Origin of the sequence: Paenibacillus sacheonensis (assembly GCF_009909195.1) — a bacterium.
Lineage (GTDB): Bacteria > Bacillota > Bacilli > Paenibacillales > Paenibacillaceae > Paenibacillus_Z > Paenibacillus_Z sacheonensis.
This window is the reverse complement of record NZ_JAAAMU010000012.1, coordinates 176,218-197,372: the sequence shown is the minus strand read 5'-3', so window position 1 is coordinate 197,372 and position 21,155 is coordinate 176,218. Positions and strand designations below refer to the sequence as shown.

At 56.6% G+C, this 21,155-nt stretch carries 17 protein-coding genes; 12 read left to right on the top strand and 5 right to left on the bottom strand.

Annotated elements, in window-relative coordinates:
• Nucleotides 1–17: 17 nt before the first annotated feature.
• Together GT003_RS21630 and GT003_RS21625 are read right to left on the bottom strand one after the other, a co-directional pair.
• Nucleotides 18–1,172: a HupE/UreJ family protein gene (locus tag GT003_RS21630; protein ID WP_161701719.1), complete on the bottom strand. Its 1,155-nt coding sequence runs from the start codon at nt 1,170–1,172 to the stop codon at nt 18–20.
• 192 nt (nt 1,173–1,364) lie between these two features.
• Nucleotides 1,365–2,855, bottom strand: coding sequence for a metallophosphoesterase (locus GT003_RS21625; protein WP_161701716.1), 1,491 nt, complete (start codon nt 2,853–2,855; stop codon nt 1,365–1,367).
• Between the two features lie 348 nt (nt 2,856–3,203).
• On the opposite strand from GT003_RS21625, the gene GT003_RS21620 reads away from it, so the two are divergent.
• From GT003_RS21620 to GT003_RS21585, 8 genes are all read left to right on the top strand, one after another.
• On the top strand, nt 3,204–3,767 hold the full coding sequence (locus tag GT003_RS21620) for a hypothetical protein (RefSeq protein ID WP_161701714.1): 564 nt from the start codon (nt 3,204–3,206) through the stop codon (nt 3,765–3,767).
• Nucleotides 3,768–3,796: 29 nt separating this feature from the next.
• On the top strand, nt 3,797–4,189 hold the full coding sequence (locus GT003_RS21615) for a hypothetical protein (protein WP_338045970.1): 393 nt from the start codon (nt 3,797–3,799) through the stop codon (nt 4,187–4,189).
• A gap of 2 nt (nt 4,190–4,191) precedes the next feature.
• Nucleotides 4,192–5,601, top strand: coding sequence for a hypothetical protein (locus tag GT003_RS21610; protein ID WP_161701710.1), 1,410 nt, complete (start codon nt 4,192–4,194; stop codon nt 5,599–5,601).
• 11 nt (nt 5,602–5,612) lie between these two features.
• The gene (locus tag GT003_RS21605; RefSeq protein WP_161701708.1) at nt 5,613–5,999 is read left to right on the top strand and encodes a hypothetical protein; all 387 of its coding nucleotides are present in this window, start codon (nt 5,613–5,615) and stop codon (nt 5,997–5,999) included.
• A gap of 270 nt (nt 6,000–6,269) precedes the next feature.
• Nucleotides 6,270–7,103, top strand: coding sequence for a 5-dehydro-4-deoxy-D-glucuronate isomerase (gene kduI / locus GT003_RS21600; protein WP_161701706.1), 834 nt, complete (start codon nt 6,270–6,272; stop codon nt 7,101–7,103).
• 49 nt (nt 7,104–7,152) lie between these two features.
• Entirely contained in the window at nt 7,153–7,932 is a 780-nt protein-coding gene (locus GT003_RS21595) for a DeoR/GlpR family DNA-binding transcription regulator (RefSeq protein WP_338045969.1), read from the top strand.
• Nucleotides 7,929–8,678, top strand: coding sequence for a 2-dehydro-3-deoxy-D-gluconate 5-dehydrogenase KduD (kduD, locus tag GT003_RS21590; protein ID WP_161701704.1), 750 nt, complete (start codon nt 7,929–7,931; stop codon nt 8,676–8,678). The genes GT003_RS21595 and kduD overlap by 4 nt, the downstream gene beginning before the upstream one ends.
• Nucleotides 8,679–8,712: 34 nt before the next feature.
• Nucleotides 8,713–9,375, top strand: coding sequence for a bifunctional 2-keto-4-hydroxyglutarate aldolase/2-keto-3-deoxy-6-phosphogluconate aldolase (locus GT003_RS21585; RefSeq protein WP_161701702.1), 663 nt, complete (start codon nt 8,713–8,715; stop codon nt 9,373–9,375).
• Nucleotides 9,376–9,400: 25 nt separating this feature from the next.
• Here the strand turns inward: GT003_RS21585 and GT003_RS21580 are convergent, their stop codons facing one another.
• From GT003_RS21580 to GT003_RS21570, 3 genes are all read right to left on the bottom strand, one after another.
• Entirely contained in the window at nt 9,401–9,574 is a 174-nt protein-coding gene (locus GT003_RS21580; protein ID WP_161701700.1) for a hypothetical protein, read from the bottom strand.
• 143 nt (nt 9,575–9,717) lie between these two features.
• On the bottom strand, nt 9,718–10,218 hold the full coding sequence (locus GT003_RS21575) for an SRPBCC family protein (RefSeq protein WP_161701698.1): 501 nt from the start codon (nt 10,216–10,218) through the stop codon (nt 9,718–9,720).
• Nucleotides 10,202–10,567, bottom strand: coding sequence for an ArsR/SmtB family transcription factor (locus GT003_RS21570; protein ID WP_161701696.1), 366 nt, complete (start codon nt 10,565–10,567; stop codon nt 10,202–10,204). The genes GT003_RS21575 and GT003_RS21570 overlap by 17 nt, the downstream gene beginning before the upstream one ends.
• Before the next feature lie 285 nt (nt 10,568–10,852).
• Here GT003_RS21570 and GT003_RS21565 point away from each other — a divergent pair, with 285 nt between their 5' ends.
• From GT003_RS21565 to GT003_RS21550, 4 genes are all read left to right on the top strand, one after another.
• Nucleotides 10,853–12,508 (top strand): SGNH/GDSL hydrolase family protein, encoded by a 1,656-nt coding sequence (locus GT003_RS21565; protein WP_161701694.1) that lies wholly within the window; start codon nt 10,853–10,855, stop codon nt 12,506–12,508.
• A 114-nt stretch (nt 12,509–12,622) separates the two neighbouring features.
• Entirely contained in the window at nt 12,623–14,770 is a 2,148-nt protein-coding gene (locus tag GT003_RS21560) for a GH92 family glycosyl hydrolase (RefSeq protein ID WP_161701692.1), read from the top strand.
• Between the two features lie 201 nt (nt 14,771–14,971).
• Nucleotides 14,972–16,300, top strand: a complete 1,329-nt coding sequence (locus GT003_RS21555) for a response regulator (protein ID WP_161701690.1) — start codon at nt 14,972–14,974, stop codon at nt 16,298–16,300.
• Nucleotides 16,301–16,626: 326 nt separating this feature from the next.
• Nucleotides 16,627–20,943 carry a sugar-binding protein gene (locus GT003_RS21550; protein WP_161701688.1) on the top strand — a complete coding sequence of 1,439 codons (4,317 nt, stop codon included), beginning with the start codon at nt 16,627–16,629 and terminating at the stop codon, nt 20,941–20,943.
• The last annotated feature ends 212 nt before the right edge of the window (nt 20,944–21,155 follow it).

Sequence of the window (21,155 nt, the reverse complement as noted above, 5' to 3'; positions counted from 1 at the left end):
CTCTTCCTGTGTTTCTCTTAGAACGGTATCACTTGCAAATTGAACACCCGATCGACGAACCAGATCAAACCAAGCACAAAAATGGCTATGGAGGCTACGGCGGTTACTCTCCTGATCGAGAACTTTTTCCTTATCAAGTACAGAAGGGGCAGCAGGATTAAAAAGATGATTAACTGTCCCGTCTCCACGCCGACGTTAAACGAGACCACCGAGAGAACGAGATTCGATTTTCCTCTGACGAGCTCCTCGAGAGCGCTGGCAAAGCCGAATCCATGCACTAATCCGAAGACAAAGGTGACCAGCCATCGATAATTGACCTGTTTTGCGAACAGGTTTTCCACCGCGATATAACAGATGGAGAGGGCGATCACGCTCTCGACGAATCTAGCGTTCAGAGTGATTACCTGCATGGCCGCCAGCAGCAAAGTAATGCTGTGCGCCAATGTAAACGAAGTAATAATTTTCAAGGCTTCCCTGGTGGATAAACCTATCACAATCAAAGCAACCAAGAAGGTTATGTGATCATATCCGGTCAGGATATGTTTGATTCCAAGTACGAGGAAGGTAGCAATTTGCGACCGTAAAGCGGCGGCTTTGGATTTCATGGAGAACTCCCATACCGCATGGCTGGAATCGAACGTATGCATCAAATCCGGCTGGCTATAATCGAAGACCTTCTTTACCGAATCGTCATCGGCATCGGTGAAATAAATATAGCCAATACTCACATGCTGATTATTGGTTTCTTCGAATAACAGATGGTAATTAATCTTAACCTTGTTGTCTTGCTGGTCCAAACGTAAATCACTAGCCTTCATCCACGTTCTCCATACTGTCCCTTCCTTCTCCATTTTCTCCACCGTAACCGGATAAGGACGGTCATTGACGGAGACCGAGAGCTTCTCGTTCATATAGGGCTGAACGATATCGGTTTCCATTTTCCGGCGCTGCTCGTCGGTGAGACTGTCAAGGTCTCCGAGTTCCTTGATCGCTTCTATTTGCTGCAATATGGCGGGGTCAAGGTCGATCGTGAACAGAATGCGATCCTTGCCAATGGCCCATTCCGATCCTCCTAGATACATGTCATGTGCGAAGACGGGGGTAACTCCGCCAAAAAATAAACCGAACATCAGAATCAATGGAGCTAGTTTTCGGAACCATTGTACAGGCATGACGATGCCCTCGTTTCTTCTTGAAGTTAGGGGGCGGCCGCAGGGAAAACCTGCGGCCGCCGTTAGTTACTGCGAACAATCAGCATCCCGACTTACTCGTTACCAGTGGCCGCAGTGCGCGCACCAGCTCTAAATCGGGCTGTTAAGTACATGGTACCGCTGTGAAGTACCTTGGCATCATCCATGCTGGTCCTATTTGTTGTTATCCTTCGAGCTCGGATTCACGGTGACGACCACGGTATCCGTGGCAGTGGCGCCATCGTCATCTGTCACCGTAAGGGTAACCGTATGGGTGCCAACGGACAGGTTGACGATCGGCGCGGCGCCGGTGGCAATCGAAGTTTCGCCCTCTTTCCAGACGTAGGAAGAGATCGTTCCGTCCTGATCCAAGCTTTCGGTTCCGTTTAGGGTAATCTTTTCGAAACCCGGATCTTTGGGTCCGGTCCTTTTCGGGGCATTTACGTTCTTGCAGCTGTTGCCGTTGCAGTCGTCGGTCACCGTTTGATCAAGTCCGGCATTAGCAACCGGGAGCTTGTTGTTGTTAAGCGTCACGGTTTCGATTACCGAGCCGTCTAACCGGCGGGAAGTAACATGCATGTTTTTCCCATTCACATCGAACTCGGATAAGAAGTACGTGCTTTCGGCTTTAACGATGTTCGGCCAAGTCGGATCTACCGCATACGAAGGAGCCCCGCCGCCGCCGGAGGTGAGGTACTCGATCCCGTCGACTTCCGCGCGGGCGTAGTTATGGTTATGTCCGTTGAGGTACAACTGTACCCCATACTGCTTCAGGAGCGGATGGATGACGTTCTGAACATTCGAATCGTTCCCATGAGTACCGGCACCCCACGCCGGATTGTGGGCCATCACGATCTTCCACGGCTTGGTCGTGGAGGCAAGATCGTTGACCAGCCAGTTGTACTGAGCCGAGCCTGGTTTATAGTCGGCATACTCGTCCACCACTGTAATATGGACCGGGCCGTAATCGAAGGACCAGTAGAAGTTGGACACGTACGGATAAGGGAAGTACTTTCCATAGACAGATCCCGCTCCCTCGTGGTTGCCCCTCGCTCCGACCATTGGAACTTCGGATTGGAGCGTGTGCAGCTGAGGGTAGGTGGATCCGGGAACGAAGTATTGCGCTGTCCAGTTGCTCTCCGTATCGCTGGAGGCAATATCACCGCTGTTCAAGAGAATGGTCTGGTAGGCAGGGTCGGCGGCATATGCCTTGAGCGCCAGGCCTGCTACCTGCTCCTGATAGCTTGGTTGGGTACGGCTGTCGCCGTAGGAAAGGAACTTTACGGAAGTCGCGTTATCCGCGGGCGCGGTGACGAAAGAGCCGGTCTGACCGTCTACGTCATAATAGTACTTGGTTGCCGGCTTCAGCCCCGTGATGGTGAACTTGTGCTGGTGGTCGGTACCGAAGGTCCCAACGGTCTCATGCCCCATCGCATAGGAGGCGTCGGTCCCCCATTTGATGACGTTCGCTTGGTCATCGCTCGTCTGCCAAAGGAGGCTCATCGAGGTGTTGGAACCCTCGAACAGCATATAAGGGCTTTTAATAAAGTTGGTTTCAGCCGACGCGTTGAAAATACCAACCGTGAAAAGAAGAGTGCTGACACCAACAACCGCGAAGATGCTTTTCCGCTTGCCTTTCAACATGCCTTTTAACTTTTCCTTCATCCTTAACTTCCTCTCAACTTCATTTTAGTAGCCGGAACGCAGGAAACCGCTTTCTTACCTCCTTTCGCCAACTGACGTTCTGGGAACGATTTGCGGTTAACGGGTTTTCCCGACTGTCCGAACAAATCACATCTTACTCGTTCAACGTTAACGCTGTTTAAAGGGTTCTTTAAGTTAATATTAATGTAACCAAATACTGTAAAAATCGTCATGTACTTGAATTCGTAAATAGTTAATAATTTTTCAATCTCCTAAACTAGCACTAATATTCTCTTTACAATTCTTCTGTACACTTCATAAAGATGATCCTAGCAAGCAAGTAAAACCCGAGAGAGAGATGGACAGCCGATGAAATCATTGTTTACCGCAAGAGATTTTGCGGTTACGCAAGCGTGCGTAGCCGCCGCCCTTTTTTTATCGATCCCTTTGTTCAATGTAATCGGATTCAGCAACCATAAGCTGCAAGCCGTCCTTCACGGATTGGGAGCAACCGTCACCGTTATCATGAGCTGCCAAACGATTCACCTGATCTATCCCATGCTGCGTGGCAAGATAGGGGCCGCGGCCAAGCTGGAATGGGTGCTCTGGCTCACGAATGCAATGGTTCTGCTCACGATCATCTTCGGTAACTGGCTCTACATTGCATACCGGGGGCCGGACGGCCCGCAGGAGTGGCTGATGTACCATAGCCCCGAGGTACATTTGATTCTCATGGAATATAAAGAATTCGTCTCGCTGTATCCGCTCCCTCTGGGAATAGCGGCAGGCTTCTTATTGCGCCGGTTCCGCCATACGCTCGAACCGGGCTCGGCGGTTGGCGGGATCATTGCTTTATTAATCACGCTGTTCTGGATCTGTCTGCTGATTGGATTCGCGTTTGGCATCGGCTTGACGAAACTGAGAATGGTATGAATTTCAAGACGGTTCAGGGGGAGAAAATCGTGAACGAACACAAGCAACGAAAAACGGGCGAGATCGCGGCCGTTCTGCTTTCGGTATATCTTGGCATCATTGCGATGACGGTCTGTCACTTATGGAGTTATTACAATCCGCTCAAAGCGAATCCGATTTTGCTGAAGTTAGGCTCGTGGATTCCCTCTTGGTGGGGGATCGGACCCTATGCAGGCAAAGAAACGGTCGGACTGCTCGTTTGGCTGGCCTCATGGGCAATATTCCACTGGACGATCGGACGGAAAGAGGTTGCGCTGAAACCATGGACGATCGGATTTGCCATTGCTTTCGTTGTCAATCTGGTCATCCTGTGGCCGACGGTTTACCACGCCATCCTGTGGTGGCCAGCCCTGCCGAATACGCTGCCCGGAGGTGAGGGTTAATCATGCCGGTCATTTCCAAATACAAACTCTCGCTATCGCTGCTCGTGTTCTTTGGTGTTCTGGTCTGTTCTTTTTATTGGACAAGAGTGCCGATGACGGGATTCAAGACATCCGCGGCATCGTCCATGCCGTTACGATTCGGCTATTTTAACCAGCAGGAAGGGGAAATCGGGGATTCGATCAAGCAATTCCGGGACATTTCGTATTTTGTCGCATCCCATCGGCTGCTGCAGCGTAATCCGGGAGCGCAAGCGTTTCAGATTTATCCCATTTATGACGGTTCTGCGACGGAAGAGCATTTCAGCCAAGCTTATCCGCAAGTGCCTACCGGGACGCTTCCGGGTTACGGGAAATCGGTGTATGCGACCAGTCATGGAAACGCCAGAATGTTCTTCCTGAACGCCGATCGGTTACCGGATGCGGGAGACCGTCAGCTGGAATGGATCGGCAGGACGGTTGACGAAAAAAAGCAGCTGTTCAACTTCGTCTGGCTGAGCAAGGACCCCAAGCTTCCCGAAGTATGGAACGCGTTCCGAGCCGCCGGGATCAACGCGGTTTTCATCCGCGATTCCGTCTATGTTCTTCAATTGGCCGTCACGCAACAGTCCTCCGGTTATAGGCCCGCCGAATATGAGGGCTGGGGAGTTTGGGATTTGACCAAGCTGAAGGAAATGCCTTTCATTACGGTATTGGAAGCCGTCGATAACACGTTGGTTATTAAGGCTGAGAATAAACAAGGCATAGTGCTGGATCAACTGAAACAGGATGCGCAGAATCTGGCATCATGGAATCTGACTACCATGAAGGAGAAACAGGAAGTCCCTCTCGTGGGCATTCAATCTTTATGGCGCTATCATCCGGGCAGCGAGGCAATCAAATCCGCTTTGCCGGAGGGGGGAGACTTGGTGGGAGAAGGTCCGGTCATCGAAACGTCGCACACGGAAATTGTCCCGCTGCCTGCTTACGATTGGCGCAGTCCGGAATACGACGATTCCGCATGGGAGCTTGGCAGAGGGCCTTTGGGAAATACGAATAACAGGGATCGGCAGACTTATGTTCAAACCGACTTGGAAGGCTCGAAGTCCCCGACTTATTATTTTCGCAAGTCGTTTGACTTGGATATCGATCCGAAGGAGTTATCCGATTTATACGTGAATATCGCTTATGAGGACGGTTACGTCGTATATCTGAACGGCCAGGAAGTATCCAGGGACGCCATTCTATCCGGAATTTTAACCGAATCCTCGCTCGCGTTTCCGAATGAATTTTCCTTTTACCGAAGAATTGATTTAAAAGCCCATTTGAACAAGCTGGCGAAGGGGGCTAACGTCATAGCCGTCGAGGTGCATCGCAGCCACCCCTCCTCGCCCAATCTGTTCTTTGACCTTGCATTGTCTGTTGAATCGGAATGAAAGGAACGTGGATGATGCGGATAAACCTGACGAATGTCATAAGTAAGCCCGCGGGGAGAATCGGCTCATCGTTCTTGCTGCTCGTCTGCCTGGCGAGCATGATGACGGGATGCGTCCCCGCTCCAACCAGCCAGATTCCCATTGCCGAGATTGCCGTTACGAAGGGGCATCTACTGGTCCAAAACCACACTGGACATGTATGGTTCAATGCCCGAATCACCATCGATGACAAGTACACCTATAAAGCGGACGTACTGCCTGCCGTCAAATCCAGTCTGCCGTTATCCGATTTCGTCGACGACCGGGGCCATGGTTACGAGCCGGGACGGCTCAGCGTCCGCAAGGTGACGATCGACGTGGCCGACACGATGGGAAATATAAGGCACTTTCATTGGTAAATAGGTCCACTCGAACAATAATCGAAGCATCATACTGGCTGCCATAAAGGGAAACGAAGAGGAATCGCATAGGAGACTCCGATGCAACCGCAACAATAGAAATCAGAGCGAGGTGACGATAGTCACTTCGTTTTTTTTATGGTGTTAACGTCTAGTTCTCATTCGCGTGGACGGAGCAACAATTCCAGCTTGCATAATAAACCTAAACATCTTAAAATGAACCTATTCATTCATATATAAACTAATATAAACCTAAAGGGAGGATTTATCATGGATATCCGCTATGCTTCCCATCCTAACGAAGTCAAAGCATTCGACACGAGCCGCCTGCGCGAGGAGTTTCTGATCGAGCAGCTGTTCGTTCCCGACCGGCTCGTGCTCAGCTATTCGCATGTCGACCGTTTCATTATCGGGGGCGTCGTACCGGTAAACGAAGCGGTGAAACTGGAAGCCGATGCGGCAGCGATCGGAGCGGCCACGTTCCTGGAGCGCCGCGAGATCGGCATCATCAACGTCGGCGGCACGGGTACGGTGACCGTCGATGGCGAGACGTTCGTCATGGCGAACAAGGATTGCCTGTATGTCGGACGCGGCGCGAAAGACGTTGCCTTCGCAAGCGAAGACGCGGGCCAACCGGCTCAATACTACTTGAATTCCACGCCTGCGCACCAGACGTACCCGACCGTAAAGGCCGCGATCAGCGAGGCGTCCCCGAACCACCTGGGCAGCCAAACGAATTCCAACGAGCGCACGATTTACCGCTACATCCACACCGGCGGCATTCAGAGCTGCCAGCTCGTCATGGGCATGACGCTGCTGAAATCCGGCAGCATGTGGAACACGATGCCCTGCCATACGCATAAGCGCCGCTCGGAGGTATACTTCTATTTCGACATGCCGGAGGATGGAGTCGTCTTCCACCTCATGGGCGAACCCGACGAGACGCGCCATGTGGTCGTCCGCAACGAACAAGCGGTCATCTCGCCAAGCTGGTCGATTCACAGCGGCGTCGGAACGAGCAGCTACACCTTCATATGGGGCATGGCCGGCGAGAATCAAATCTTCGAAGATATGGATGCCGTCAAAATGACGGATTTGAAATAACGCCGGCCATGAAACGCCATGCATGCAAATAACGCAAGAAAGCGAATGAATGCGAATGAATCCACTGCGAAGATACGAGAAAATCATGGAGCTGCTGCTGGCCGAACGGGAAGTGACGGTCGCGAAGCTTACGGAACAGCTGCGGGTGACGGGGAAGACGATCCGGGAAGACCTCGCGAAGCTGGAGGAGAAGGGACTGCTGGCGCGCATCCACGGCGGCGCGGTCCTTGCGCAGGAGAATCAGCTCGGCATTCTGTCTCCGAAGCCGGCGGCCGTCCCGAACGAAGCGGAACGATCGGAGACGGCGGCGGCGGCCATCGCGCTGATCGGGCCGCATGACGTGATCGCGCTGGACGGCGGCCGGACGACGCTGGAGATGGCAAGGCGGCTGCCCGATCAGCCGATGACGGTCGTGACGAACGATTTGTTCATCCTCGCGGAGCTTGCGCGCAAGGAGCAGATCCGCCTCGTCGTACCCGGCGGCTATCAATACCGGAACATGCTGATCGGTTCCGAAGCGGAGGCTTACATCCGCAAGCTGAACATATCCAAAGCGTTCTTGTCCGCGACGGGCGTTCATCCGACTTACGGCTTTACGATCTATGCCGGCGAATCCGTGCAGCTGAAGCGGGCATGGCTGGAAACGGCAAAGGCCTCGTACGTGGTGGCGGATCATTACAAATTCGGCCAGGCGGCGTTGTTTACCTTCGCCAAATTAAGCGAAGTGGAAGCAATCATTACGGACTCGGGCATCGAGGCCGAGACGGCCGAGCTATTCCGGCAAGAGGGAACGCACATACTCATACACGGAAGGGAGGGGCAGTCATGAGCTTTGATTTGAACGGCAAGACGGCGCTCGTAACCGGTACCTCCGGCGGGATCGGGCAAGCGATCGCGGTCGGACTGGCCGAAGCGGGCGCGTCCATCGTGGCGGTCTCGGCATCGAACAGCGACGATACTGTCCGCCTCGTACGCGGGTTCGGAGGCGCCATCGAGCAGATCTCGGCCGATTTAAGCGATGCGGACGGGCTGGAGGGCGTCTTCGAAGAAGCGCTGGGGTATTTCGGAGGCATCGATATTCTCGTGAACAACGCGGGAACCATTCGCCGGACGCCGGCTGCCCGGCACGCGCGGGAAGATTGGTACGACGTCATCGACATTAATCTTCATTCGGTCTTCTTCTTGTGCCAGCTGGCAGGCAATCATATGATCGAGAGAGGCAGCGGCAAAATCATCAACATTGCCTCGCTGCTCAGCTTTCAGGGCGGCATCAACGTTCCCGGGTACACGGCCAGCAAGCATGCGGTGACGGGCGTCACGAAAGCGCTGGCGAACGAATGGGCCGGCAAGGGCATTCAGGTGAATGCGATCGCGCCCGGTTATATCGATACCCGCAATACCGCGCCGCTGCTGGCGGACGCGAAGAGAAGCCAGGCGATCCTGGAACGTATCCCGGCCGCCCGCTGGGGAACGCCCGAAGACTTGAAGGGACCGGCCGTGTTTCTTGCTTCGTCTGCTTCCGACTACATGAATGGACATGTGCTCTTCGTAGACGGCGGCTGGATGGCCCGCTAATCTTGAATACGAACAATCAGAAGGAGGAAGCGAGTTGAAAAAACTAAAGCTGCTGCAAGCCATTCACGAGGCCGGGGTGGTTGCCGTATTGAGGGGGAATTCCCCGGAAGAAGTCATTCGGATGGCCGATAAGGCGATAGCGGGAGGCATTCGCGTCATTGAAATTACGATGACGGTGCCGTTCGCGTGCGAAGCGATCAGCGCGCTTGCCCGAAGCTATCAAAGCACGGACGTCAGCCGGGTGGACTATGCCATCATCGGCGCGGGAACGGTGCTTGATTCCGAGACGGCGAGGGCGGTCATGCTGGCGGGCGCCGAGTTCGTCGTTTCTCCGAGCCTCGACGAGGCCACGGTCCGGTTGTGCAATCGTTATCGCGTCCCGATTCTTCCAGGCGCCATGACCGTGAAGGAGGTCACCGCCGCGCTGGAACTCGGCGTCGAAGTCGTCAAGCTGTTCCCCGGCAATCTCTATTCGCCGTCCATTATTCCGACCCTAAGAGGCCCGCTGCCGCAAGCCAATATCATGCCGACCGGCGGCGTGGGACTAGACAATCTCAAGGAATGGATCGCCGCAGGCGCATTCGCCGTCGGCATCGGCTCCGATCTGACCAAGGAAGCCGTCGCCAGCGGCAACTACGACCTTATAACGGCCAAAGCCAGCGCCTACGTCGCGGCATACCGCGAGGCGAAGAAGTAAGTTCCGGAAGCACGGCCGATCGAGCTTAGCTGCATCCCATGGACGAAAGTATCGTCATGATGAACAAGATAAACAAAGCGCCTTGAGCAATGCCGCGGCGGCGGATGCCCAAGGCGCTTTGCTTTGCGGCGCCGATTCGGTTGAAGCTTGCGTGTCCGAATCGGCTCAAGCTTGCGGCCAAGATGATGATTCGGGTCATGAGCTGCGGCCCGCTTGTATCGCTGGGCATACGTGAATTGCCGGGGAGTTCAGCCAGTGCGCAGCTTCCGCCGGGCAGCCTATGAACGTCGAAGGGCCGATTGACCCGCATGCGGGTTCAACCGGCCCTTCATTCAGATGGCGCTAGCGCTTGCGAAGCGTCTTCAACAGCTCCGTCAGCCGGTTGAACGAATCGTTCATGCCGCCTTCCATGCCGGATTGCAGCATGCCGTCGCGGTCCGCAACCGAACGGAACACGGACTCCATCTTCACGATCGTCCGTTCGCCGGGCAGCTCCTCGAATACCGCCGTCTCCAGCGTCACATGCCCGCGCTCCGGAAGTCCGAGGAACTCGAAGGTTTGGACGATCCGCTCCGGCGCCGTCACTTCGTGAAATACGCCGCAGAACGCATAAGCCCCGCCGCCGTTCGGATCTTTGGAGACGTATTTCCACGCCCCGCCGTCCCGTGCATCGAACTTCTCCAGCTCCATGGTCAGCGCGCTCGGTCCCATCCATTGCACGAACAAATCCGCATCCGTGAAAGCCTCGAATACATGCTCGCGCGGCGCATCGAATTCTCTCTCGATCAGAATCGCTTGTTTGCCCGGCTCTGCCGTTAACTTCGTCTCATTCAATACCGTCATCGTTATCCATCCCTTTCTTTGGCTTCTTATGCGGCCGGTTCTGCACCATCCGCGCTTGCAATAGGCCGTCGAGCTTCTCGAATCGCTTGCTCCACAGCTGTCTGTAACGATGGGCCCACGCCTCCACCTCGGCGATCGACTCCTCATTGAGGCGGTAGATCCGCTGCTGCGCCTTCTTCTCCACGGTGACTACGTTCGCCTCGCGAAGCACCTTCAGATGCTGCGAGATCGCCTGCGGGCTGATCGTGAAGCTGCCGGAGATGTCCGACGCGGAAAGCTGGCCGTTCTCGGCAAGCAATTCAATAATATGGCGTCTGTTGGGGTCAGCGATCGCTGTGAAAGTATCCATGGATTTATAATAAACTAATTACTTAATTAAGTAAATACTTAAATTTGCGGGTTAAGTGAAATCTAAGGTGAAGTTAAGGCTTGAGCGTCGTTAAGATTTAGGTGGTGTCATGACTTAGGTGGTGTTAAGACTTAGGCTTGATTGTTGTTAAGAATTAGGCTTGTTAAGGGTTAAGCCTAGTTAAGGCTTAAATCCCGGTATCTTCTCCACCAACGGAAGGATGTAACGCACCGATCAAGAAATGGTGTATAGACTTCGTCATGCAAAGGGGAGGAATTTAGGATCATGCCAGATACCGATCAGGTTGTAGAGAGAGGTACATGCCGCGTCGTATGCGATCGGCAATTGCCATGGCAAGTAAAGGTTGTGCCCGGAACGATTCGATTGGCGGATGGAAGAAGCTTCACGATCGCAGAGGAAACTTCGCTGCCGGTTCGCCCCGGCGGCAGCAGAGCGTACCGCAATCAGCGCTACGCCATGACCGGCGAATCGGGGCAGTCGCCCTGCTTCTGGAATGGAGAGGATATTCGCGGCAGCGGCGGCATGCCGTATCAGCGGATGGTGCCGGATACGTTTCGCGTCTATGACGAAAGCCGGTCCGTCCTCTACCGCCCGGAAGAAGATTACAGCTTTGATTATTACTGGGGAACGATTAAGCGGCATCCCCGGGGACGCATCGCGGACGGGCAGATGCTGCTGCTGGATTATGACGTATGGCTCTGCCGCTATGATTCCATCGTGCTGCGGGAGGATGGGAGAATCGTCGTCGTCGAGGGGCTGACGGAGGCGCCGGAGTCCCGCGAGCTGCTGCTGCCGGATCCGCCGGCCGTTCAAGGCGGCGTCGTGCTGGCCAATGTATTTACGGGCTGGGGCGAGCAATCGCTCTATGACGGGGGAGCGGGCATCGCGCCGAAGGAATTGTCCGAAGGCCAGGATGCGGCGCCGCTTCCGGCGCTGTCGGGCCGTTACTTGGACGCGACGCCCCGCACATACGAGGTAGAGGTAATCGCCTATTCGCCGGACGATCGTTCCGTGATGCTGCTCATGGCGTCGTCCGGTACCGATTACGGCCGGGAGCGCAGCTTGGACGAGGAATCGCTGCGCTGGACGACTCCGATAACGGCTTCGCTGGATAAGCCGGTGCCGCTGGTCACGCTGAGCGCATACGGGCATACGGTGGATTGGGGATTGTCGCTTGATTTCCGTACGGTGCCGCCAGAGTCGCTGAAGGAGGGGGCCAGTTACCGGATAAGCGCCGACCCGCACTCCGTTATGAATTTCCCGCATCCGAAGGAAGAGGCGCTCGCCGCGATTCCCGTACTGAACCGCGAGGCGCTCGAGCCGTTCAGGCGCAAGCTGCTTGAAGGCAATCCGGTGCGTATCGCCTTCTACGGGGAAAGCACGACGCGTTCGGGTCGTTGGCCATACCAGCTGATTCGCGCGCTGCGCCATGGCTGCCCTGCTTCTATGATCTACTCTTCCAACGTTGCGATCGGAGGAGAAAACTCCGCCCGCGGCTTGCTGCGGTACGAGCATGAAGTGAAGAGCGTGAACCCCGATCTCGTCATTCTGGAATACATGCTGAACGATTCCGGGCTTGGCGCAGGGGCGGAGCCGGCCATACGCAGCATTCTCGAACGCCTTCGACAGGACGGCATCCCATGCCTGATCGTAACGAACAACGGCATGAACCCGCTCTTCTGCGGCTCCATGCGCCAGGTTGAAGACGCGCATGAATTGTACCGCAGGCTCGCCGCGGAGTTCGAATGCGCGTTCGTGGGCGGGTTTGCGTATTTTCAGCGGCTGCACGAGTTCGGCGTCTATTACGTGACCGAGCTGAAGGGCAATATGGTCAATCATCCCTACGGCAATGTGGATCCCGACTGGGGCCGATTCGACCAGGTGCTCGGAGAAGCGGTCGTCAAGGCCGTGGCACCGTAACGGGGAAGTCGGCCATAAGCATAGGAATACCCGTACTTTTTGGAGGTTTGCCTTATTTAGCTGGCCAAGCTGCCTTGCTACAATAGATAAGACTGAAGATACGGAGGGGATTCCATGCTAGCTGTCGACTATGTAAATCCAATGATCGGAACGATCGGCCATCTGCTCACCTCGACTTCGCCGACCGTTTCGCTGCCTCACGGCATGATGAAGCTTGCGCCGATAACGACGCCGGGCATTATGGACCGCTACTTGGCCGAGCGGATATTCGGGTTCCCGGCCGGGTGCGCCTACCTCATGCCGACGCAAAAGGCCGATTTGGCCGATCCGTCCAAGCTGTCCTCGCTCTACGACCACGATCTGGAGCATGCCACGCCATATGCGTATGATGTTCTATTGGAAGACGAAGGCATCGAGGCGGAAATGACGGCTGCCTATCAATCCGCGATCTACCGGTTTCGCTATCCGAACCGTCCGTCTGCCGTGCTGGTCATCGGTTTTCCCAAGAATGGAAGCCTGACGCTGCTCTCGAACCGTTCGGCAACGATTACGGGCACGCTGAACGGCGTCCCTCATTATACCTATCTCGCGTTCTCGGAGCCCGTCGTCGAAATCGGCGATTGGCAGTCGGAGCGGCATGCGGGACGCGTGCTCCGTGTGGCGGCCGAAGGCGGAATGCTTGAGGTGAGGGCCGGCATCTCGTATATCGACGATGAACAAGCGAAATGCAATTTGAGCGGCGAGCTGGACGAACGCTCATTCGAGCAGACGAAGCAGACCGCGCGCGAGACGTGGCAGAGCGCGCTCAGCCGCATCGAAGTGACCGGAGGGTCCGAGGAGCAGAAGACGGTTTTCTATACCTCGCTGTATCGTTCCCTGCTCAATATGAGCAGCATTACGGAGGACGGCCGCTACTACAGCGCCTACGACGGCCAGGTCCATGAGAGCGGCGGCCGCGATTTCTACGTATCGGATAATATCTGGGATACGTATCGCTGCCTGCATCCGCTGCAGCTGCTGCTGGATTCGGAACGCAAGCAGGACATGATCCACTCGTACGTGCGCATGTACGAGCAGTGCGGCTGGCTGCCGCAATTTCCGTTCGTTCAGGGCGATCTGCCTGTCATGACGGGCAATCATACGGCCGCGTTCATTTACGACGTATACAACAAAGGCTACCGGAACTTCGATGCCGCCAAAGCCTACGAGGCGATGAAAGTCAATGCGACGGAAGTGACGATGCTTCCATGGGTTCACGGACCGCTCACGGAACTTGACCGCGTCTACCTGGAGCAAGGCTTCTATCCTGCGCTTCGTCCGGGGGAGAAGGAATGGGTGAAGGAAGTCGACGGCTTCGAGCGGCGGCAGTCCGTCGCCGTCACGCTGGAGCATGCCTATGACGACTGGTGCGTCGCGCAGATGGCACGGGAGCTGGGCCGCGAGGAAGATCACGCGTATTTCATGCAGCGCTCGCAGAATTACCGCAAGCTGTACAACGAAGCCACCGGGTTTATGTCGCCCAAATCGGCCGACGGCGAATGGGTAGAGAAGTTCGATCCGAAGCTCGGCGGGGGGCTGGGAGGAAGAGATTATTTCTCCGAATGCAATGCCTGGATTTACAGCTTCCATGTCCAGCACGATATCGAAGGGCTGATCGAGCTGATGGGCGGGGCGGACCGATTCGAGGAACGGCTGGATGCGCTGTTCGCCGAGCAATACGACGGCTCGAAGTACCAGTTCCTCGGACAATTCCCGGATGCGACCGGACTCATGGGCCAATATTGCCAGGGCAACGAGCCGGCCTTCCATATTCCGTACCTGTACAACTACACGTCTTCGCCTTGGAAAACCCAGCGCCGCCTGCGGGAGATCATGAAGCTGTGGTACCAGGCGACGCCGACGGGCATCTGCGGCGACGAGGACAATGGCGCGATGTCTTCCTGGTACGTGTTCAGCGCGATGGGCTTCTATCCGATCTGCCCGGGCAAGGCGAGCTACGAGCTGGGCAGTCCGTTGTTCGAACGAACGGAGATCGCGGTCGGAGGCGGCCGAACGTTCACCGTCCATGCGGAAAACGTATCCGGACGCAACAAATACATTCAATCGGCGGAGATCAACGGCAAGCCGCTCGCGGAGCCGCGCATTAACCATGAGGACGTGGCGGCCGGCGGAATTTTGACGCTGCGGATGGGAGATCGGCCGAACAAAACATGGGGGACCGGCGCGTTCAAAGAGCCCGCAGGTCGGATGGACAAGATTTGAAGAGTTGTTTTACTATAGGGGATGAAGACGGCGACGGCGACGTCGCCGTTTTGTTCCAAGCGAAGGAAATACCGGTTTCCAGCATACCTTGCTTCTGTACATACAGGGAAAGAAACCGTCATCGCCTCATGGCGGCTGCCGGTTTCGCTCGCGATTGAAGAAGTCTAGCGAAGAGTAAACCGCTCGGGGGGACGATCTGGCATGTATCAGCTATTGATTGTTGACGACGAGAAAGTGATACGCGACGGTTTGGCCGCTTGGACATGGGGGGACCATGGAATCGAAGTGGCCGGTTGCTGCGCCCATGGTTTGGAAGCGCTTCAATTCCTGTCGAACCATCCGGTCGATATCGTGATGACCGATATCCGGATGCCGTTCATGGACGGAATCGCGCTGATGGAGTCGCTTCATCGCACCTATCCGTTTATTAAAGTCATCGTGTTATCGGGGTACAGCGATTTCAATTATGCCCAGAAAGCGACGCAGCACGGCGCGGTCGACTATTTGCTGAAGCCGGTGTCCTTCCCGGAGCTGTCCAATTCGATCAAGCGACTGACCGTCCGGCTGGACGAGCAGAAGCAGAACCGGCAGCGGCTGGAGGTGCTGACGCGCAAGGCCTCTCAACTGACGAAGGTGCTGCGGGACGATTTTCTCGGCAAGTTGTTCGAAAAGCCCTTGCAGTGCGAGACGCTGGAACAGGATGCCGCGGAGGGAGAGGTGCTGCTGGAAGCGGAGAGCTACACGGCAGGCGTCATTCGGCTGGACCGGCTGGCTATTCATGGCAAGCGCATCTCGGAACGGGAACAGAACCTGCTGGCCTTCTCGCTGGATAATATCGTAAGCGATCTCTGGGACTCGCAGCATTTCGGCTATCATCTGGTCGATCGGGCGGGTTTGGAGGTCTATTTGCTGTCCAAGGACGGCAGCCGCCAGCGGTTCACGGATATCGTCGGTCAGCTGCACCGGTATGTCGGGCTGTTCAGGTCAACGTTCTCCACGGGCATCGGCGTGACCGTCTCGGATCCGTCGGAGATCCATCGCTCGATGCTTTCCGCGAGATCCGCGCTTGCCGGCAACGAAGAGGAAGGTTCGGTTAAAGTCGCGTCTTCGTACTTAGAGGAATTGGTAATCGAACAGCGGGCGGCAACCGCGGAGCCGGCTGACGAAGAGAGCCCGGAGGAGGACGATGCCTCCCGCGACAGCATTATTCTGGTGGAAGCGAAGCGGTACATGAAGGCCAACTACGGCCGGAGCCTGACATTGAAGGAGGTGGCGGACCACGTTTTTATATCGACGGGGCATCTATCGTTATTGTTCAAGAACGCGGGAGAGCGGTTTTTGAAATATTTGACGACGATTCGGATGAACAAGGCGAAGGAGCTGATGCTGGATAACAGCTATAAGGTGTACGAGATCGTGGAGCTGGTGGGCTACTCGGACCCGGCTTACTTCTCCGAAGTATTCAAGAGGCATACCGGCAAAACGCCGAACGAATACAGGGGGAAGTTAAAGCAATCCCGCAACGGTTAAGCATGTTGAGCGCAGAACGGTGCGTTGCCGCGTCGAGCCGGGCAGCGATTGTCAAAATCGTTGCATAAACCATAGAAATCAGAATGTTGTCCCCTATTCGCTGTGCGGGGGTGATGATACGATCTTCTCGCTACACGTATCCAAGCGATAGAAAGGAGGAGCGCGAGCGAAAGCCAAGCCGATTGCCGTCCGCTGACCGGCCCCAGATTAGGGGGGACGCAGGCGCAAGCGGCAGTACGGTTACGGCCTTCGCCCCAATTCGCCAGGTTGAGCAGCATGAGAGAAATCGGACAATCCCATTCCCAAACACGAATAGGAGGATTTGATTGAAGAACAAGCCGATTACTAGATGGACGGCGCTCGTGCTCGCTGCGCTGCTCCTGCTCTCCGGGTTCATTCCCGGAACTTCACTCAGCACCAAGGCTAATCCGCTCCCGGGAGAAACGTTAACGACCGTGGATGGCGGCAGCATCCCGTATGCCGGTCGATGGATCGATAATACGACGCAAACGGCCTTCACGTTCACGGGCACGCAGTGGTGGAGCGACGAGTGGTCCTGGCTCTACAATAACGTCAGCAATGCCACCGACGCGGTCACGTTCCATTTTACCGGCGATTACATTGCCCTCAACATGACGAAGCACGACCATGGCGGCAAGGTGAACGTCTACGTGGACGGCACGCTGAAGAGCACGATCGACACGGTGAACCCGACCTGGGTGGAATCGGAGAAGGTGTTCGAGCAGACGGGCCTGACGAACGGCGCGCATACGATCAAGGTCGAGGTGGCGGGCAAGTCCGTCACGACCGACGCGTACGTGCTGGTCAAGTCGTTCGTGTACGGCTCGCCGCCGGCTCCGAATCTGGATCCGCCGCCGGCTCCCGCGGCGAACCATACGCTCGTGAACGCGGCTGCCGTGCCGAATTCGGGCCAATGGACCGGCAATACGACGCAGACGGCTTTCACGTTCACGGGCACGCAGTGGTGGAGCGACAGCTGGTCGTGGATGTACAACAACGTCGCCAACGCGAACGAGGCGGTTCAGTTCGCGTTCACGGGCAACTCCATCGCGCTGTATATGACGAAGCACGCGCAGGGCGGCAAAGTAAACGTCTACGTCGACGGCACGCTGAAGAGCACGGTCGACACGGCGAACGCCGGCTGGATCGAGTCGGCCAAGGTGTTCGAGCAGACGGGACTGACGCAGGGCGCGCATACCATCAAGGTCGAAGTGGCGGGCAAGTCCATCGCCGGGGATGCCTACGTCCTGGTCAAGGCGTTCGATTACGGCACGCAGCCTTCCGCGAATTTGGACCCGCCGCCGGCACCGGCGACGGGGCATACGCTCGTCGATAAGAACGCCGTTCCGAACAGCGGCCAATGGACCGCCAATACGTCCCAATCGGCCTTTGCCTTCACGGGAACGGGCTGGTGGAGCGACGGCTGGTCATGGATGTACGACAACGTCGCGAATGCGAACGAGGCGGTTCAGTTCAACTTCACGGGCAATTCGATCAAGCTGTACCTGACGAAGCACGCCCAGGGCGGCAAGGCGAACATCTACGTGGACGGCACGCTGAAGACGACGGTCGATACGGCGAACGCGACGTGGATCGAGTCGGCGAACGCCTACGAGCTGACAGGACTGACGCAGGGCGCGCACAGCATCAAGGTCGAGGTGGCCGGCAAATCGATCTCGGGCGATGCCTACGTGTTGATTAAGGCGTTCGACTACGGCTCCGAGCAGTCGAATCCCGATCCGGGCACGGATCCGGACAAAATCGTCGTGAACGCGAGCAGCAATCCGCATTCCGGCGCATGGACCACCAATGCGGCAGAGCCGGAATTCACGTTTAACGGCGCCGGCTGGTGGAGCGACGGCTGGTCATGGATGTACGATAACGTGGATAATGCCGACGAGTCGGTCGATTTCCACTTTACGGGGACGACGATCGCGCTGTACATGACGAAGCAGAGCCAGGGCGGCATCGTAAAGGTGTACATCGACGGCCTCCTCGAGAGCACGGTCGATACGTACAATGCGGCATGGGTGGATTCGGCCAACGTATTCGAGGAAACCGGCCTGCCGGCCGGCGCCCATACCCTCACGGTCAAAGTGTCGGGCAAATCCATCTCCGGCAGCGCGTACGCGCTGATCAAGGCGTTCGAATATACGCCGAGCCAAGGCGGCGGAACGAGTCCGTACAAGTTCAAGCTGATCAACGTGACGAGCCCGGCGTATTATTCGACGGTTAGCAGCGGCACGGTCGGCGTAACGTTCTATGCGCCCGGTTTCACGAAGGCAAGCGCCGAGTCGCTGCACGCGCCGGACAGCGCGCATACGAATCCTTACGGTTACATGAAGCCGCTGACATCCGCCGACATTACGCTCGATCAGAACGATAGCGGCAAAGGCAGTTTCACGTTCAATGCTTCGGACTTCCCGAAAGGGCCGGCAGCCATCCATATCCGGGCTTGGAACGCGAACGGCGAGTCTGACGACAGCTACCTGCAGATCGTCAACAATGCGGGATCTACGGCATGGAACGGCGGACCGGGCAATACCCGCAGCACGGTTCCTGCGGCCATCGCGGCCCATGGGCTGACGATGCAGCAGGTGTTCCTGGACGACTTTACGACGCTGCCGACGATCTCGTACACCGGCACGGGCGATACCAAGTACGCGGCTGCCAAGCCGGATCCATACGGCTGGCCGGAGTATGCGGATGCCAAATTCACGCCGCCGAACTGGACCTACGGCGCCGCGGTTAATTACAGTCCGTTCTCGATCGTAAACTCGGATTACATGAAGATCGAGACGAAGAACTGGAACGCGGTTATCGAGCCGAACTGGGGCCAGAAGTTCACGACCGGCTTCCTCGCTTCGATGGGTACCGACGGCTCGGGCTTCGTGACGAAGCCGGGCGCGGCCCAATACTTCGAGACCCGTCTGTTCCTGCCTCCGAATCCGGGCTTGTGGCCGGCATTCTGGACGCTGACGCCGAACGATCCGAACGGCAGACCCGGCAATGACGAGCTCGACGTGCTCGAGGCGTACATGGGCGGCAATCCGACCACGACGACGTACAATCATCATACGTGGGGCGACGGCTACGGCGGCATCCATACGGGCGGCACGGCCAGCACGAACAACTTCGGCAGCGGCGTGAACCTGTCCGAAGGCTGGCATACGTACGGCATGCTGATTACGGAAGATACGACGTACTATTATTTCGACGATCAATATATTCCGAATTCCTCGCATGCCACGCTGGATCGCAGCTGGACGGTGGGCAACTACTTCATGATCAACAATGCGTTCCGCAAGAGCGATGCCGATTCCTACCGCGGCGGCTTCGACCGCTACGGGAATACGGGCGAGATGTACGTAGACTGGGTACGGGTGTTCCAAGTTCAGAATACGGGCTTCACGCCGTTATTCACGGAGACGACGGCCACGCCGGGCAGCACGGTATCCATCGATATCCAGCGCGGTTCCGACGTGCAGGCATTGTCCGGCACGTACAACATGACCCTGCCGACGGGCTGGTCGGTCGCTTCGGGCGGCAGCTTTGCTTCGGGTCATGCGAAGGATACGATCGTGCTGGGCGTGCCGGCGAGCTTCCAACAGTTCCAAGGCACGATCGGCATTACGCCGGTTGCGGGCGGCACGACGTACCCGACGAAGAACGTCGGCTTCACGACCAAAGGGTTGTACAACACGGAGATTTCACCGTCGCTGAACGCCTCGGGCGGCTATAACTTGAATTTCAAATACAGCAACCATGCGGCAGGCGCGGTGTCGAACATCGTTATTAATGCTTCCGGCCCGAACGGATGGACGCAGTCGAAGACGATCTCCTCCGTTGCCGCGAATGCATCGGGGACGGCGGTCTTCACGATCCCGACGCTGGACGGCTACGCGCCCGGTTCGTTCACGTTCCATGTCTCGCTGAACGGCTACAGCTTCGACGTGCAGCGTGCGATCAGCGCGCTGGCGGCGAAGAAGACGGCGACGCCGATCACGATCGACGGCACGATTCACGCCGGCGAATGGACGGGAGCGACGGATGTGGTGCTCAATCAGGCTTCCCAAGCGTCCGGCACATGGGGAGGCGTCAATGACCAAAGCGCGACGGCGAAAGCGAAATGGGATGACGATTACCTGTACTTGACCGTTCAGGTGAAGGATGACGTCCATTCCATGACGCAGGCCAACATCGTCGACGCCTGGGCAGGCGACAGCCTGCAGGTGTCGTTCGACCCGGCCCGCGCGGCAGGCCCTGTCGCCGGCGGTCCTCACCTCAGCTTCACTTCGGCGCTGAACTCGTCGACCGGCGCATACGGCATCGCGGTCGACCGGTCGGATTACGCGGCGCTCGGCCTCAGCTACGGCCAGCTGCTCACGCGGAGCCACAGCTTCGTGAAGCGGGATGAAGTCGCGAAGACGACGACGTACACGCTCGCTTTCGATTGGGACGATATCCGTCCGGCTGCTTATGCCGGTTCGAAGGACATCGGAATCTCGTTCGTCATTAACGACAGCGATGGTTCGGGCCGCAAGGGCTGGTTGTCCTACATGGGCGGCATCGCGAACGGCAAAGATCCGGCGCAATTCGGAGATTTGATTTTGGCTGACTGATTATTCGTACAAGAGGACCCCGCGGAATGCGGGGTTCTTTTATGTGGATGGCTGGCTGGAAACACGGCGAGTGCGAGCAAGAGGGGCACCTGGTGCACTACATTTGGAGGAAAAGCAGCGAATTGGAAAGCAGCGCAGCAGCAGCTTTTCCAGCCGAACCGGCCCCGAACGGCGCCGAAAGCTGCATAGCAGCAGCTTTACCGGCCAAACCG